General features: G+C 70.0%; 15 protein-coding genes. 8 read left to right on the top strand and 7 right to left on the bottom strand.

The genetic code is table 11. The annotated features are described in order from the left end of the window. Nucleotides 1–114: 114 nt before the first annotated feature. Nucleotides 115–1,563 carry a catalase gene (locus tag ACBJ59_RS35140; protein ID WP_375114508.1) on the top strand — a complete coding sequence of 483 codons (1,449 nt, stop codon included), beginning with the start codon at nucleotides 115–117 and terminating at the stop codon, nucleotides 1,561–1,563. Between the two features lie 400 nt (nucleotides 1,564–1,963). Here ACBJ59_RS35140 and ACBJ59_RS35135 read toward each other — a convergent pair whose 3' ends face one another. Beyond that, on the bottom strand, nucleotides 1,964–2,188 hold the full coding sequence (locus ACBJ59_RS35135) for a DUF397 domain-containing protein (protein WP_364126161.1): 225 nt from the start codon (nucleotides 2,186–2,188) through the stop codon (nucleotides 1,964–1,966). Between the two features lie 54 nt (nucleotides 2,189–2,242). Further along, entirely contained in the window at nucleotides 2,243–3,106 is an 864-nt protein-coding gene (locus ACBJ59_RS35130; protein WP_375114507.1) for a helix-turn-helix domain-containing protein, read from the bottom strand. A gap of 647 nt (nucleotides 3,107–3,753) precedes the next feature. On the opposite strand from ACBJ59_RS35130, the gene ACBJ59_RS35125 reads away from it, so the two are divergent. From ACBJ59_RS35125 to ACBJ59_RS35100, 6 genes are all read left to right on the top strand, one after another. Continuing rightward, nucleotides 3,754–3,969 (top strand): hypothetical protein, encoded by a 216-nt coding sequence (locus ACBJ59_RS35125; RefSeq protein ID WP_364126155.1) that lies wholly within the window; start codon nucleotides 3,754–3,756, stop codon nucleotides 3,967–3,969. Between the two features lies 1 nt (nucleotide 3,970). Next, nucleotides 3,971–4,618 carry a hypothetical protein gene (locus tag ACBJ59_RS35120; RefSeq protein ID WP_375114506.1) on the top strand — a complete coding sequence of 216 codons (648 nt, stop codon included), beginning with the start codon at nucleotides 3,971–3,973 and terminating at the stop codon, nucleotides 4,616–4,618. 134 nt (nucleotides 4,619–4,752) lie between these two features. After that, entirely contained in the window at nucleotides 4,753–6,933 is a 2,181-nt protein-coding gene (locus ACBJ59_RS35115) for a molybdopterin-dependent oxidoreductase (RefSeq protein ID WP_375114505.1), read from the top strand. Nucleotide 6,934: 1 nt separating this feature from the next. Beyond that, nucleotides 6,935–7,546, top strand: coding sequence for an HD domain-containing protein (locus tag ACBJ59_RS35110; protein WP_364126146.1), 612 nt, complete (start codon nucleotides 6,935–6,937; stop codon nucleotides 7,544–7,546). Between the two features lie 30 nt (nucleotides 7,547–7,576). Then, the gene (locus ACBJ59_RS35105; RefSeq protein WP_375114504.1) at nucleotides 7,577–8,488 is read left to right on the top strand and encodes a Rieske 2Fe-2S domain-containing protein; all 912 of its coding nucleotides are present in this window, start codon (nucleotides 7,577–7,579) and stop codon (nucleotides 8,486–8,488) included. 29 nt (nucleotides 8,489–8,517) lie between these two features. Beyond that, complete coding sequence (locus tag ACBJ59_RS35100) at nucleotides 8,518–9,342, top strand: NAD(P)H-binding protein (RefSeq protein WP_375114503.1); 825 nt, start codon at nucleotides 8,518–8,520, stop codon at nucleotides 9,340–9,342. Here ACBJ59_RS35100 and ACBJ59_RS35095 read toward each other — a convergent pair. From ACBJ59_RS35095 to ACBJ59_RS35080, 4 genes are all read right to left on the bottom strand, one after another. Beyond that, nucleotides 9,339–9,563, bottom strand: a complete 225-nt coding sequence (locus tag ACBJ59_RS35095) for a hypothetical protein (RefSeq protein WP_375114502.1) — start codon at nucleotides 9,561–9,563, stop codon at nucleotides 9,339–9,341. The genes ACBJ59_RS35100 and ACBJ59_RS35095 overlap by 4 nt on opposite strands. Nucleotides 9,564–9,586: 23 nt before the next feature. Beyond that, nucleotides 9,587–10,342, bottom strand: coding sequence for a sulfite exporter TauE/SafE family protein (locus ACBJ59_RS35090; protein ID WP_375114501.1), 756 nt, complete (start codon nucleotides 10,340–10,342; stop codon nucleotides 9,587–9,589). A 77-nt stretch (nucleotides 10,343–10,419) separates the two neighbouring features. Beyond that, a complete protein-coding gene (locus ACBJ59_RS35085) occupies nucleotides 10,420–11,343 on the bottom strand; it encodes an SPFH domain-containing protein (RefSeq protein ID WP_375114500.1) in 924 nt (307 codons plus the stop codon). Nucleotides 11,344–11,429: 86 nt separating this feature from the next. Further along, nucleotides 11,430–12,218 (bottom strand): ABC transporter ATP-binding protein, encoded by a 789-nt coding sequence (locus ACBJ59_RS35080; protein ID WP_364126129.1) that lies wholly within the window; start codon nucleotides 12,216–12,218, stop codon nucleotides 11,430–11,432. A gap of 68 nt (nucleotides 12,219–12,286) precedes the next feature. Here ACBJ59_RS35080 and ACBJ59_RS35075 point away from each other — a divergent pair, with 68 nt between their 5' ends. Next, nucleotides 12,287–13,003 carry a hypothetical protein gene (locus ACBJ59_RS35075; protein ID WP_375114499.1) on the top strand — a complete coding sequence of 239 codons (717 nt, stop codon included), beginning with the start codon at nucleotides 12,287–12,289 and terminating at the stop codon, nucleotides 13,001–13,003. A 111-nt stretch (nucleotides 13,004–13,114) separates the two neighbouring features. On the opposite strand, the gene ACBJ59_RS35070 is transcribed toward ACBJ59_RS35075, so the two are convergent. Then, nucleotides 13,115–14,461, bottom strand: a complete 1,347-nt coding sequence (locus tag ACBJ59_RS35070; protein WP_375114498.1) for a WD40 repeat domain-containing protein — start codon at nucleotides 14,459–14,461, stop codon at nucleotides 13,115–13,117. Between the last annotated feature and the right edge of the window lie 1,310 nt (nucleotides 14,462–15,771).

Here is a 15,771-nt window from a genome sequence, read left to right as displayed (position 1 = left end):
TTACTTGAGTCATTCAGGTTAAGGGCATAGGTTGACAGACATGGACAAAGCCGACGTCAGCACTCGGGGGCGTCTGCCCGAACCGTCAACGATGATCATTCGGAGGATCGCGCTATGACGACCAGGCCTGTCACCACCGACGACGCCGGCATCCCGGCGCCGAGCGACGAGCACTCGCTGTCCGTCGGCCCGAACGGCCCCCTGCTCATGCAGGACCACTACCTGATCCAGAAGATGGCGCACTTCAACCGCGAGCGCGTCCCGGAGCGGGTGGTGCACGCCAAGGGCGGCGGCGCCCACGGCTTCCTGCGGATCACCGAGGACGTCAGCCAGTTCACCAAGGCCGAACTGTTCCGCAAGGGCGCCGAGACGCCGCTGTTCCTGCGCTTCTCGACCGTCGCCGGTGAGCTGGGCGCGTCCGACACCGCGCGTGACCCGCGCGGTTTCGCGATCAAGTTCTACACCGAGGACGGCAACTACGACATCGTCGGCAACAACACGCCGATCTTCTTCATCCGCGACCCGCAGAAGTTCTCCGACTTCATCCACAGCCAGAAGCGCCGCGCGGACAACCACCTGCACGACCACAACATGCAGTGGGACTTCTGGACCCTGTCCCCCGAATCCGCGCACCAGGTCACCTTCCTGATGACCGACCGGGGCACGCCGGCCTCCTGGCGGCACATGCACGGCTTCGGCTCGCACACCTTCCTCTGGTACAACGCGGCCGGCGAGAAATACTGGGTCAAATACCACTTCAAGACCGACCAGGGCATCCAGAACTTCACCGCCGCCGAGGCCGCCGCCCTGACCGCCACCGACCCCGACCACCACACCCGCGACCTGTACGACGCGATCAGGCGCGGCGACCACCCGTCCTGGACGGTCAGCGTGCAGATCATGCCGTTCGCGGCCGCCGCCGACTACCGGTTCAACCCGTTCGACCTGACCAAGGTGTGGCCGCACAGCGACTACCCCGAGATCCCGATCGGCACCTTCACCCTGAACCGGAACCCGCGGAACTATTTCGCCGAGGTCGAGCAGTCGGGCTTCGAGCCGTCGAACCTGGTGCCCGGCATCGGTGCCTCGCCCGACAAGATGCTCCAGGGCCGCCTGTTCTCCTACCCCGACGCGCACCGCTACCGGATCGGGCCCAACTACCTCCAGCTCCCGATCAACCAGCCGCGCAACCCGGTCGACTCCTACAACTTCGACGGCCCGATGACCTTCCGCAACCCGCAGGACCCGGTGTACGCCCCCAACTCGGCGGGCGGCCCGGCGGCCGACCCGGCGCTGTACGAGGGCGAGCACTACCACGTCACGGGCGAGATCCTGCGCTCGGCCTCCATCAAGCACGCCGAGGACGACGACTACGTCCAGCCCCGCGCCCTGTGGGAGAACGTGCTGTCCGACGTCGACCGCGCCCACCTGGTCGGCAACATCGTCGGCCACGCCTCGGCCCCCGAGGCCACCACCGACATGAAGCAGCGGGTCGTGGAGTACTGGAGCAATATTCACAAGGATCTCGGCCAGGGCGTCGCAAAGGGCCTGGGCCTTTCCTGACCGGCCGCACCGCACGGCCCGCAGCCCATTTCGGGAGGCGGGCCGAACGCGTTTCTCCAGAGAAAGGTGAAGCGTTCACAGCATTTCCCGTCCAGGCAGCCGGGAATCGAAAATCCTGCGTCCCGCGAGGCAACTCGGGGAACATTTCCCGGCCACCGGAGAATGCCGTCCTGCCGCGCTGGAAGTCGCTGCGGCGGCGGTCACGAGAGGCCGGGACACCTGGCTCGGGCGGGCCGGAAACAGCCGCGCCGAAGGTTGATCAAGACGGTGGTGGGTGTGCCATGATGAGCGGGTCTTCTGTGCTCGACCTGTGGGGAGAGCTGGAATGCCCTGGAGGCTGTGCCATGCCTCCGCCCGAACGGCCCTGCGGTTGTGCCAGCAACTTGCCAGGGCCGTTCACTTATGCGCTGGCTACGAGCGTGGCCAGGTCGAACTCGCCGCTCCGGACCCCGGCCGTGAAGGCGGCCCACTCTGCCGGCGTGAAGACCAGGACGGGCCCGTCCTGCTCCTTGCTGTCCCTCAACGCGACATTGCCGTCGGCCAGGGGGGCAACCTCGACGCACGCCGCCGCGCCGTTGCAGAACGAACTCTTCTGCCAGGATGCCGTCTTAGTGTGGTTGTACATTTTCTCCCCAAATGCGTAAAGGGGCTCCATTGCCCCTTTCTGAGGTTTTCGTCGCTAGCGCCGCCATAGCATGGCTTTACGCTGGATAAGGACCCGCGACTCATCCTCATCCAGAGCTTCCGACCGGATGTGGTCGAAAGCCGTTTCGTATCCGGCCACTCGTTCGAGATCATCGACGAAGTGAGCAGTATACAGTTGCTCTAGGTACACAACATCATCAAACGCGGCAAATTTCAGGTGAATGAACGCACCGGTGTTAACTGGATGAAGTGATTCTAGAGCCAGAACCTGGACACTCACGTGTGGCAGGAGGGAGATCTCCAGGAGATGCTCCATCTGCTCACGCATGACCGACGGCTCACCGAAGCGGCGCATCAGCGCCGACTCGTCGAGCACCACGGTCAGGGCGCAGGGGTCGGTGCGGTGCAGCACGCGCTGCTGCCTGTCGAGACGGGCCTCGACCCGACTCCTGACACCGCTGTGCGTGATGCGCGCGATGCCCCGGGTCGCCAGGATCACTTCCCTGGCATAGTCGTCAGTCTGCAGCAGGCCAGGCACGAGCTGGGGTTCCCAGTTGCGCTGGAATGTCGCCTCAGCCTCCAGCCCGAGGAATCTTGTGTACTCCTCAGGCAGGGAGTCTTCGTAATCCTCCCACCACCCTCGCTGCTCCGCATCCCGTAGAAACCCGAAGAGCTCGTCAAGCTTCTCCCCGTCCACGTGATAGAGCTTCGCCAGCGCCTTGACGTCCTCGGCACTCGGCATGGTCTTGGCGGCTTCGATGCGGCTGACCTTGCTCGCCGACCAGCCGAGCTCTCTGGCCGCCTTGGACCCCGTGAGCTTTCGCCGCTCCCGGAGGAGACGCAGCTCCTGGCCCAACCGGAGCCGCCGTACCGTTGGACTGCCCTGCTGTGATGGCACCGTCCACTCTCCTTCTCGGGAATGAAGGTGTAGCCGGGAGGGACCGTTTGGAGCCCGGCATTCTGGGCCGTTCGCCCAATCTTACACTGCAAGTTGCATGTGTAGTGCCGCACAGCCTTGCCAGAAGGCTTTCATGCAGGGAGCGTAGGAGCAAGGACAAGGTTCGCAATCAGCACGGGTCGGGAGAGTTTCTCGACCTCACGCCTGCTGCCGACACTTCTCGTGCAAGTTGCACGGCAACCGGCGAAGAAATTCAAATCTTCCTTGCTCGAAGTATTGCAGCATCGAGGACGTCGGGGGACGATCAGAACCAGGAGGGCTCTCGAGTGGTGAGGAGGCCGTACATGACGCGACGGCCGTACGCATCGGGCCTTCCGCTCACGATGGCGCGCCCGCACGAGGGCCGCCGCTCCGGCAACGTCGCCGTCCCGGAAACGAAACTCTGCCCCAGGGAGGCCACTTGCCGGAGGTATCACGCAATCGCCTGAACAACGCTGCGCGGATCCGCTCATTCGAGCGCACAAAAAGCCGGGCCGAGGCTGACCACCAGTTCACCGCATATGGGCTGCCACCCTGCGGCGAAACCGGTCATCAGCCGTCGGACCGGCCAAGAAGCCACCTCTGAATTGCCGCGAAAGGGGTCTTCTATGTACTCACAAGGTACCAAGGGACTCAGCCGAATCAAGTCCTGGATCCAGGAACTCATCGCCTCGGCAGACTACGAAATCTGCGTCGAGCCGGACGAATTCGCCTTCCGGGTGGGCTGGACCGTGACCAAGACGGGATTCGGCTCGCGTCGCTACCGCGACCCACGGTTCGACCAGCTCCGCCTGCCGCACAAGGTGACCGAGGAGGTGTCCTGACGTGTCGAGGAATCCGCGTAACCAGATCTACCCGGCCAACGAGGACCTCCCCGGCGCCGGCGGTGGCGGGCCGCTCGTGAAGCTCTGGCGGGCCCGGGCCGAGTTGCTGCTGCTGGCCGGGCTGGCGGTGTTCACGCTGGCCCTGCTGGGCGCCACGCAGGAGGGGCGGTGGGTGCCCTTCATCCTGCTGACCAGCGCCATCTCGGTCCCGGCCGCCACCAGGGTCGGCCGCAACTGGATCGTGTCCCACTTCTGGTGCGTGATGTCCAGGCACCGCCTGCACCGGGTCTGCCTGGAGACCACGATGCACACGAGGGCGGGCCGCATCCCGCTGGTGTTGTGGATCACGCCCACGGCCACCGGCGAGAAGGCGCTGATCCTGGTCAGGGCCGGCATCAGCGCCGAGGAGTTCGAGGCGTACAGCGAGGAGATCGCGGCGGCCTGCTGGGCCCGCAGCGTGAACGTCTACCGGCACCGCACGCGGGCCCAGTTCCTGATCGTGGAGATCGTCAGGCGCGACGAGGTGCCGGGGGCCACCTCTCCCGGGCTGGACCGCCTGTACGGCAGGCGCGCCTGGGTCGCGCTGAGACCCGACCTCGAGGAGCCGCCTGATCTGCGCACTCGGGTGGCACTTCCCCAGATGGGCTGAGGCCCGCTGAAGAAGCCTAGGGAATCCGGGAAATTCCCTGGGGTGCAAGCCCCGGAGACCGCGGGGGCTCCGGGGCTTCCCCATGCGCGCGCTCCGCGCGAAGATGAGTTCATCTGGCGAACTCAGGAGTCGTGATGACCTCGACCGTCCACCGGACATGTCCCCTCTGTGAGGCCGTCTGCGGCCTGACACTCACCCTCGACGCCGGCGGCCACGTGACCAGCGTCAGAGGCGACAAGGACGACCCGTTCAGCAAGGGCTTCATCTGCCCGAAGGGGGCCAGCCTCGGCCGGCTCGACGAGGACCCCGACCGCCTGCGCAAGCCCCTGGTCAGGGACGGCGACCTGTGGCGCGAGGTCGGCTGGGAAGAGGCGTTCGCCGCCGTCAAGGCGGGGCTCGACCGGGTCGCCGACCGTGGCTCCGTCGCCGTCTACCTCGGCAACCCGAACGCCCACACCATGGCCGGCGCCCTGTACGGCGCGCCGCTGATCAAGGCGCTCGGCACCCGCCACGTCTACTCCGCCAGCACCGCCGACCAGATGCCCAAGCACGTGGCCAGCGGTCTCATGTTCGGCCATCCGCTGGCCATCCCGGTGCCCGACCTGGACCGGACCGACTTCCTGCTGATGCTGGGCGCCAACCCGCTGGAGTCCAACGGCTCCCTGTGCACCGCGCCCGACTTCCCCGGCCGGCTCAAGGCCCTGCGCGGGCGGGGCGGGCGGTTCGTCGTGGTCGACCCGCGCCGCACGCGCACCGCCGCGCTGGCGGACGAGCACGTCTTCATCCGCCCGGGCACGGACGCGTACCTGCTGTTCGGGATCGTCCACACCCTGTTCGCCGAGGACCTGGCCCGGCCCTGGCACGAGGTCAACGGGCTGGCCGAGGTGCGCGAGGCGGCCAAGCACTTCCCGCCGGAGGTCGTCGCGCGGCGGACCGGGGTGCCCGCCGAGGTGATCGTGCGGCTGGCCAGGGAGCTGGCCGGAGCGCGTACGGCCGCCGTCTACGCCCGGATCGGCACGTGCACCACCGAGTTCGGCACGCTGGCCCAGTGGCTGGTGGACGTGCTCAACGTGCTCACCGGCAACCTCGACCGGCCGGGCGGCGCCATGTTCGCCAAGCCCGCCACCGAGTTCGCCGCGCGCCGCCGGGCGTACACGGTGGGGCGGTGGAAGAGCCGCGTGCGCGGGCTGCCGGAGGCGAACGGCGAGCTGCCCGTGGCCACGCTCGCCGACGAGATCGAGACGCCCGGCGAGGGCCAGATCAGGTTCCTGCTCACGGTCGCGGGCAACCCCGTGCTGTCGGCGCCGCACGGCGACCGGCTGGACGCGGCCTTCGAGCGGCTCGACTTCATGGTGAGCGTGGACCCGTACCTGAACGAGACCACCCGGCACGCGAACGTCATCCTGCCCCCGCCCCGGGTCCTGCAGTCCGGGCACTACGACTTCGCGCTGCTCGGGTTCGCGGTGCGCAACTACGCGCGTTACTCGCCGCCGCTGCTCCCGCTGGACGAGCGGCCCTCGGAAGCCCAGATCCTCGCCAGGCTGGCGTTGATCGCCTCGGGGCTGGAGGGTGACCTCGACGCGTTCGTGATCGACGAGATGTTGCGCAAGGCCACGCAGACGCCCGCTTCAGGGGTCGAGGGGCGGGACGTGGCGGAGCTGCGCGAGCTGCTGGAGGGCGAGACGGGGGCCGAGCGGCGTTTGGACCTCATGCTCAGGCTCGGCCCGTACGGCGAGTGGGCCGGCAAGGGCGACCTGTCCCTACGCAAGCTGCTCGACAACCCGCACGGCCTGGACCTGGGGGCGCTGGAGCCCCGGCTGGACGAGGTGCTCAAGACCGCCTCCGGCCTGATCGAGCTGGCGCCGCCGCAGCTCATCGAGGACGTGGAGCGGCTGCGCGCCAAGCTGGAGGAGGAGCCGCCGGAGATCGTCCTCATCGGGCGGCGTCACCTGCGCTCCAACAACAGCTGGATGCACAACGTGGGCCCGCTGGTCGGCGGCAGCAACACCTGCACGCTGCAGATCCACCCGGCCGACGTGGCGCGGCTCGGGCTGGGCGGCGAGGCCGTGGTGCGCTCGGCGAAGGGCCAGGTCACGGTGCCGCTGGAGCCCACCGACACGATCATGCCGGGCGTGGTGAGCCTGCCGCACGGATGGGGTCACGCGGGGGGCAGGCAGAGCGTCGCGGCCGAGCACGCGGGCGTCAGCGCGAACTCGCTCACCGACGAATCCGCCCTAGACGTTCCAAGTGGTAACGCAGTGTTCAACGGAGTTCCGGTCACGATTTCACCAACCGGGGTGATCATCGCACATTAGGGTGTCGCGCGTGACTATCGCGCCGGAAGAGGACCGCCTGAACGCCCAGATCGCCTTCGCCATCGAGATCGACAAGTTGAAGCGGATCATCCGCCGCAACCATCTCATCGACGGCTCGCGGCGGGAGAACACCGCAGAGCACTCCTGGTACGTGGGCACGCTGGCGATGGTCCTCGGCGAGCATGCCCCACCCGGTACCGACCTCCAACGGGTGGTGGCCATGTTGTTGGTGCACGACCTGGTCGAGATCGACGCCGGTGACACCTTCGTCTACGACGCGGTGGCGGTCTCCGCGCAGGCCGAGGCCGAGCGGGCCGCCGCCGACCGCATCTTCGGCCTGCTGCCCGCCGAGCAGGGGGCGTGGCTGCGGGAGCTGTGGGACGAGTTCGAGGCCAGGAAGACGCCGGAGGCGAGGTTCGCCAAGGCGCTCGACCGCTTCGCCCCGATCCTGGCCAACCACCACACCGAGGGCGGCACGTGGCCGCTGTTCAAGGTGACGGCCGGGCAGGTGAGGGAGAAGGTACGGATCATCGAGGAGGGGTCGCCCTCGCTGGGCGCGTACGCCCTGGAGCTGGTCGAACTCTCCGTGGCCCGGGGCCACCTGTCCGAGTGATCCCCCAAAGCCCGGGGTAGGGGACTTGTCGTGAAAGAGACAGTACGCGCGAGACGTCGGCAGTTGCGGGGTTTCGCCGGGCCAGTGGCCATCGCCGACCGGCTCGAGAAGTCGAAGGCCATGGACCGGCCGATCAGAGGGCTGGCCAAGGCCGTACGCCGGCGGCTGCGCCAGGGCCGCCTGCGCGACCTGCTGCACGGCGTCCCGCTCGGGGAGCCGGTGCACCCGCCGCTGGCCACGGTCAGCCTGGGCTGCTGGATCTCGACGGCCGTGCTGGACCTGGCGAAAGCCGACCCGCGCGCCGCGCGCCTGCTGCTGGCCACGGGCCTGGTCAACGCGCTGCCCACGGCGGCGGCCGGGCTGACCGACTGGTCCTCGCTGCACCGCGAGCAGCAGCGGGTGGGTTTCGTCCACATGTTGTCGAACATGACCGCGCTTGGCCTGTTCTCCGCCTCCCTGTGGGCCCGCATGCACGGGCGCGAGCGGCCCGGCCGGATGTTGTCCTTCGCCGGGCTGGCCGTGGGCGGGCTCGGCGCCTATCTCGGCGGCCACCTGGCCTACCGGCAGGCCGCGGGGGCCAACCACGCCCCGCAGGTGACGCATCTGGTGCCGCTGGGCTGGCACGACCTGTGCCCGCTCAAGGACCTTCCCGAGGGCCGGCCGGTGGCCCGGCGCCTCGGCTACATCCAGCTCTTCGTGCTGCGCCAGGGGGAGGGCGTGACCGTGCTCGCCGACCGGTGCCCGCACCTGGCCGGACCGCTGCACCAGGGCCGGCTGGTCATGGAGGACGGCGAGGCGTGCGTGGTGTGCCCGTGGCACAGCAGCACGTTCCGGCTGGCGGACGGCTCGGTCAAGCACGGGCCCGCGACCGCGCCGGCGCCCGTGTTCGAGACGCGGATCAGGCGTGACGGCACGATCCAGGTACGGCCGGGGTTGACCTGAAGTTAGATTGAGGTCCTACCGTCGAGGTCATGGGGAAGATTCTTGTGACCGGCGCGACCGGCAATGTTGGCAGGCATGTGGTGTCCCGGCTCGCGGAGGCCGGGCTGGACGTCCGGGCGTTCGCCAGGAACCCGGAGCGGGTCCAGGCGGACGTGGAGACCGTACGCGGTGATCTGACCGTTCCCGGGACGGTGGAGGCCGCGCTGGCGGACGTGGAGAGCGTCTTCCTGGTCTGGCCGGGCTTCACGACGGGGAACGCCTCCGACGTGATCTCGGTGATCGCGCGGCACGCCCGGCGCGTGGTGTACGTGTCGGCGAACGTGCCCGACGACGGGACGGCGGCCTCGCACTACCAGGAGATCGAGGAGCTCATCCGGCGGTCCGGGCTCGGCTGGACGTTCCTGCGGCCCGGCGGCTTCGCGGTCAACACGCTGGGGTGGGCGGACCAGATCCGGCAGGGTGTGGTGCGGTGGCCGTACGGGAAGGCGTCCAGGGCGCTGATCCACGAGCAGGACATCGCCGCGGTGGCCGTGCACGTGCTCACCTCCGGCGGCCACAACGGCGCCTCGTACGTGCTCAGCGGTCCCGATGAGCTGACCCAGGCCGAGCAGGTACGCGTGATCGGCGAGGTGATCGGGCGGGAGGTGCGCTGGGAGGAGCTGCCGCCGGAGGAGGCCAGGGAGCAGCTCATGGCGGGATGGGGCGACCCGGCGTTCGTGGACAGTGCGCTGCGGACCTGGGAGAGCTTCGTGACCAGCCCCGAGAGGGCCACCGGCACCGTGGAGAAGCTGCTGGGCCGGCCCGCGCTGACGTTCCGCCGGTGGGCGGAGGAGCACGCCGCGCACTTCTCCTAGGAGGCCTCGTCGGCGGGGTGCTCCACGAGGGCGAGGATGCGGCTGGACATGAACCTGGCCGTGCGCACCGGCGTGCCGCTGCGGGTGACCTCGCTCACCTCCACGAGCCCCCGCCGGTTGGCCACCTCGACCCGCCGGCCGGCGCGGGTGGCCGTGATCTCGTAGGTGCGGGGCGACGAGCCGCCCGCGTCGATGACGATCTCCACCCGATCACCCTTCATGTCCTGGTTATACCCACGGGCAGTTATCCGTACACCAGTACGATAATGGCCGCAATCCCGACACAGACGATGACCGCGCGCAGCACCGGGGCCGGGATGCGCCGCCCCAGCTGGGCGCCCACGAACCCGCCCGCGACCGCGCCCAGCGCCACCCCCGCCACGGCCTGCCAGTCGACGTCCGCGACGACCACGAACAGCACGGCGGCCACGGCGTTGACGATCAGCGCGAGGACGTTCTTGGCCGCGTTCACCCGCTGCAGGCCGTCGTCCAGGAAGATGCCGAGCAGCCCGATCAGCAGCACACCCTGGGCGGCCCCGAAGTACCCGCCGTAGACGCCCGAGGCCAGCACCCCCAGCCACAGCGCCGTGCCGCCGTTCGGATGCGCCTCCTCGCGCCGCGCCGACACCCACGCGTTGAGCCTGGGCTGTGCCAGGACCAGCACGCAGGCCAGCGCGATCAGCGCCACGACCACGACCTCGAACACGTCGGGATCCAGGAACAGCAGCAGGATCCCGCCGATCAGCGCCCCCAGGGCCGAGGCGGTGCCCAGGCGCAGCAGGCGCTCGCGCTGGCCCAGGAGCTCGGTGCGGTAGCCGTACGCGGCCGTGAAGGAGCCGGGCACGAGGCCGATGGTGTTGGAGACGTTCGCCGTGACGGGGTCGACGCCGATCGCCAGGAGCGTGGGGAACGTGATCAGCGACCCCGACCCGACCACCGCGTTGATGGCGCCCGCCACCACTCCGGCAGCGCAGACCGCGGCCAGTTCCCACCCCGTCACGAACCCTCCCCGACCAGACCGCCGCCGTGCCGCCGTGCCCGGTCAGGGCCGCGGCGGCAGTCAGTGCGGCAGGGTTCTCACCGGGTGTCCCGGTCCTTGGGGGGAGTGAAGAGGCCGCCCAGGTTTTCCAGGACCTTGCCCATTTCGGATGGGACGATCCAGATTTTATTGGCGTCGCCTTTTGCGATCTCGGGCAGGGTCTGCAGGTACTGGTAGGCGAGGAGATGCTGGTCCGGGTTGCCCTCGTGGATGGCCTTGAACACCATGCCGATCGCGTCCGCCTGCCCCTTGGCGCGCATGGCCTGGGCCTCCGCGTCCGCCTGGGCGCGCAGCACGGCCGCCTCCGCCTCGCCGCGCGCCCGCAGCACCGCCGCCTGCTTCTCGCCCTCGGCGGCCAGGATCGCCGCCTGGCGCTGCCCCTCGGCGGTCAGGATGGCGGCGCGCTTGTCGCGGTCGGCGCGCATCTGCTTCTCCATCGAGTCCTGGATGGAGGCGGGTGGGTCGATGGCCTTGAGCTCGACCCGGTTGACCCGGATGCCCCACTTGCCGGTCGCCTCGTCCAGCACGCCGCGCAGCGCGGTGTTGATGTCCTCGCGGGAGGTCAGCGTGCGTTCCAGGTCCATGCCGCCGACCACGTTGCGCAGCGTGGTGACGGTGAGCTGCTCGACGCCGGTGAGGAAGTTCGCGATCTCGTACGTGGCCGCCTTCGGATTGGTGACCTGGAAGTAGATGACGGTGTCGATGGACACTACGAGGTTGTCGGAGGTGATCACCGGCTGCGGCGGGAACGACACCACCTGCTCCCGCAGGTCGATCATGTCCTTGATGCGGTCGATGAACGGCACCACCAGGTTCAGCCCGGGGGTCAGCGTCCGGTGGTAGCGGCCCAGGCGCTCGATGATGGCGGCCGTGGCCTGCGGGATGATGCGGATCGTACGGGCCACCCCGAAGCCCACCGCCGCGACCACGACGATGGCGACGATGAGCTGCTCGACGGACATGGCGACGCTCCGGAGTCGAGGATACCGACTCCGTAGATCCTATTTGGTTTCAGGTTTGGCCGTCTTTTATCCGCATAAATGGTGATCTAGTGAGCGCGCGCGTACCAGCGGCCCTCCGCGCTGCGCTCCAGCGAGAGCGGCACGCCGAACGTCTGCGAGAGGTTGTCGGAGGTCATGACGTGCTCCAGCGGCCCCTGGGACACCACGGAGCCGTGACGCAGCAGCAGGCCGTGCGTGAACCCGCTGGGCACCTCCTCCACGTGATGCGTCACCAGCACCAGCGTCGGCGAGCGGTAGTCGCCGGCCAGCAGCGACAGGCGGCGCACCAGGTCTTCGCGGCCGCCCAGGTCGAGCCCGGCCGCCGGCTCGTCGAGCAGGAGCATCTCGGGGTCGGGCATGAGCGCGCGGGCGATCTGCACCCGCTTGCGCTCGCCCTCCGACAGGGTGCCGAAGCGGCGCCTGATCAGGTGGGCCGCGCCCATCATGTCGATCAGCTCGACGGCCCTGGTCACGTCGTTGGAGTCGTATTCCTCGGTCCAGCGGCCCATGATCGCGTAGGAGGCCGTCAGCACGAGGTCGATGACCTTCTCCTCCGGCGGGATGCGCTCGGCCAGCGCGGCGCTCGCCAGCCCGATCCTGGGCCGCAGGTCGAACACGTCCGCCTGCCCCAGCCGCTCCCCCAGCACCTCGACCAGGCCCTCGCTCGGATAGAGCAACGTGGCCGCGACCTGCAGCAACGTGGTCTTGCCGGCACCGTTGGGCCCGATGACGACCCATCGCTCGTCCTCGTTGACCGTCCAGTCGATGCCGCGCAGCAGGGCCGCTCCGTCGCGCCTGACGGCGACGTCCTGGAGCCGCAGCACCTGACCACCCATCCCCGATCCCTCCTTAGGAGTCACCCTCTGGACAAACCTATTGCAGGGCGAGCGCTTATCGTGGATCGGTGCGCCCTGAATCGACTGTCTGCCCATCCCTGGTCGCCTGGGGCAACGCCTGGCTGTCCGGTCACGTCGGCCTCGATGAGGCGGCTGACCACGTGGAAGCCGTCGGCGGGCCCGCCGTGGCGGGCGACGTCCCCTTGCGTAAATACCTCGCAAACCTGCGCGCCGGTGGCCTGCGCGAGTTCCGGCTCGCCCTGCCCGCGCCCGGCGACCCGCTGGGGCTGTCGGGGCCGGCGTCGTTCAACTCGGCCGCGGTCGACGCCGGCCAGGCCGCGATCGCCGTGCTCGGTGACCACAACCTCGGGCTGGTGCCACTGCCGGACCGGCGCGGGTCGTCCTATGTCGGGGTACGCCTGGAGGTGCACGACTCCGGCCCCGTACGCCATGACCTGCCCTCCTTGGCGGAGGCCGAGCGGGAGTTGTCCGACGCGATGCGCGCGGCCACCGAGGCCCTGGCGTCGGTGGACGGCCCCGCGCAGGGCCGTCCCGAGCGGCTGGAGCGCGGCGGGGAGCTCGCGCCCGGCTATCCGGGGCGGGCCCACCGGGTCTCGGCCCTCGCCACGCGCCTGGGCGCCGTGCTGCGCCTGGCCGACGAGCGCGGGCTCACGTCGGGGCAGGTCGCCGCGGGCAGGGCCGCCCTGCGCGAGCTCGACCGGGCGGTACGCCGCGCGCTCGTGGCGGCGCACCACGCGATCTTCGAGCCGGTCAGGAACCAATGACCCCGCCCTTTCGTGTGCCGGAACCGTCGACCCGATCCCCTCGTCCACCGGAACCGTCGACCCGGTCCCCTCATCCACCGGAGCAGGCCGCCGCGCGCCTCCGTCCCGCCGTCAGGAGCCGGAGGCGGCCACGTCTTCGGCCTTCCACACCCTGACCAGCTTGTCCTTGCCCGCCGAGACCACGGCCGTGTCCTTGCCCACGGGGACGATGCCGACCGCGTACACGCCGCTCTTGTGGGCCTTGACGGGCTTGCCGAGGGCCTTGCGGGTCTCGGGGTCCCAGAGCCGGATCGTGCCGTCGGTGCCGCCTGACAGCAGCACCGTCCGGTCGCTCATGGATCCGAAGGACAGCGAGTAGACGATCTTCTTGTGGCCGGACATGGTGCCGAGGGTCTTGCCGTTCTTCGGATCCCAGATCCGGATTTTTCCGTCTTTGCCGCCAGACGCCACGACCGTCTTCCCGTCCACCTTCCCCACCGCGACCGAGTAGACGCCCTTCGAGTGGCCCTTGTACGTCTTGCCGTACGCCTTGCGCTTCGACAGGTCCCAGACCCGCAGCGTCTCGTCCTCGCTGGCCGACACGACCACCGCGCGGTCGCCGATGTGGGTCGCGCTGAGCCAGTTCACCGGCTTGCGGTGGGCCCTGATCATCTTGCCCGTGGCCTTGCGCCTGTCCAGGTCCCAGAACTTCAGGTAGCCGTTGGCGTCGCCGGTGACCGCGACGTACTTGCCCTTGACCTTCGTCAGCGCGACGGCGTAGACCGCGTCACCGTGCCAGCCGAGGACCTTGCCCTTGCGGGTCTTGAGGTTCCACAGGCGGACGCTGCCGTCGTAGCCGCCGGAGAGGGCCATGGGGGTCTTGCCCATCATCACGCCGGCGACGGCGTAGACCTCCTCGCTGTGGCCCCTCATCGTGGCCAGGGACTTGTGCCCGCCCAGGTCCCACAGGCGTACCCGGCCGTCCTGGCCTCCTGTGACCAGCCACGTCTTGTCACCCACGGGGACTGCGGAGAGCGTCTGCACGCCCCTGGTGTGGCCCTTGAGCGACTTGCCGTCCTGCTTGCCCAGCACCGGCACCGTCGCCCGCTCCACCTCGACCGGCGTCGGCACCGGAGTCGGCGTCGGCGTCGGCGTCACCGTCGTCGGGGTTGGGGTCGGGGTGGCGCTTGCGGGAGTCGGGCTGGCGGACGTGGTCACCTGCGCCACGGTCCCGCCACCGGACGGTCGCGTGCCGAACATCGTCGGGCCGAAGTACAGGATCCCACCGGCCAGCGCCAGGGCGACGACCAGCGTGACGGACACCATGGCGGCCCGCTTACGCCTGGCCTTGACGAGGTCGGGCTGCTCCTCGGCCGGGGCATGCTTGAAGAAGGCGTCGTTGCCGTCACTCCCCGCACCGCCGCCGGCGGGGTGGTCGGCTCGCGACAGCGACTCGGACGCATCCCCCTGCTCACGCACGGCGCCTTCGCCCTGCACGGGTGCTTGGCCCTGCACGGGTGCTTGGCCCTGCACGGGCGCTTGGCCCTGCACGGGCGCTTGGCTACGCGGCTCCACCTGGCTACGCGGAATCGCCTGGCCCTGCGCCGCTGCTGAACCATGCGGCGCCGCTCGACCCCGCAACGCCTGCCCTTGAGACGGCCCCTGACCAGCGGGCGACACCTGATCGGGCGATGACGTCTGCCCAGCTGGCAGCGGCGCCTGACCGGCTGGCGGCGCGTCACCGGGCGGCGGCGCCTGACCGGGCTGAGGTGCCTGGCCGGGCGGTGCTTCCCCGGGTGCGGGCGCGGCTCCACCACCTGCAGCGCCATACGGCGGGGAGCCCATGGGGTAGGGCGGCGGAACCTGCTGTGGGGACGGCCCAGGCTGCTGGTGGTGCTGTGACGGCACATAGGGCGGGGAAGACGGCCGCACCCCAGGAGCCGGGGCAGGCGAATGCGCCCCGAGCACCGCACCGGGCGGCTGCTCCCCATCCGGCCCGCCATAAGCTTGCGGGCCGTTCAACCCGCCGGGCGTCTGCGGCCCGCCAGAAGCCTGTGGCCCATGCAACCCGCCGGGCCTCTGCGGCCTGTGCGGCCCGTCATGGCCTGGCACACGCTCCTGTCTGCCAAAGCCCTGCACACCCTGCGGCCCGCCCGGACCTTGCACGTTCTGCGGCCCGCCGGGGCGGTGCGCGCTCTGCGGCCCGACGGGACCGTGCGCGCCCCACGGCGTGGCCGGGGGCTGCGCTCCGCGCTCTTGCCCACGTTGCGGCCCGTACTGGGGGCCGGGCGCATGACCGGGCGCATGACCGGCGGAGGGGCCCCCGGGCGGCGCGTGATCGTCGCCCGACGGGTTGGCCCACCCGGACGGATTCGCCCAGCCCGAGCCGCCTGCACCGCCAGCACCGCGAGCACCGCCGGACGGCGGTCGGCTGTCCGGCGCGACCCAGCCGGAGCCCGATGGAGCCGCACCCTCCGGGCTGGCCCAGCCTCCACCGGCGGGACCCGCGTCCGGCCCGGCACCACCAGGACCGGGAACGGAGGGCCGCCCCTGGGGATCACCCCACCCGGCAGCAGGCGCCTGCCCCCGGGAACCGACCCAGCCCGCAGCAGCCCCGGCCCCCGGACCCGGCTGCCCCTGAGGACCGGCGGCCCGCCCAGCGGCAGGCGCGGCACCGGAACCGGCGGGAGAGTGCCTCTGAGGACCGGCCCAGTCAGGCGCGGCACCCGGCCCCGGCGGCCCCTGAGGGCCGGAGCGTCCGGCTGCGGGGGCGGCGTTCGGTGTGGCGG

The sequence above is a fragment of the Nonomuraea sp. MTCD27 genome, assembly GCF_041950495.1.
In the GTDB taxonomy this organism is placed as follows: domain Bacteria; phylum Actinomycetota; class Actinomycetes; order Streptosporangiales; family Streptosporangiaceae; genus Nonomuraea.
This window is presented reverse-complemented; position numbering and strand designations above follow the sequence as displayed.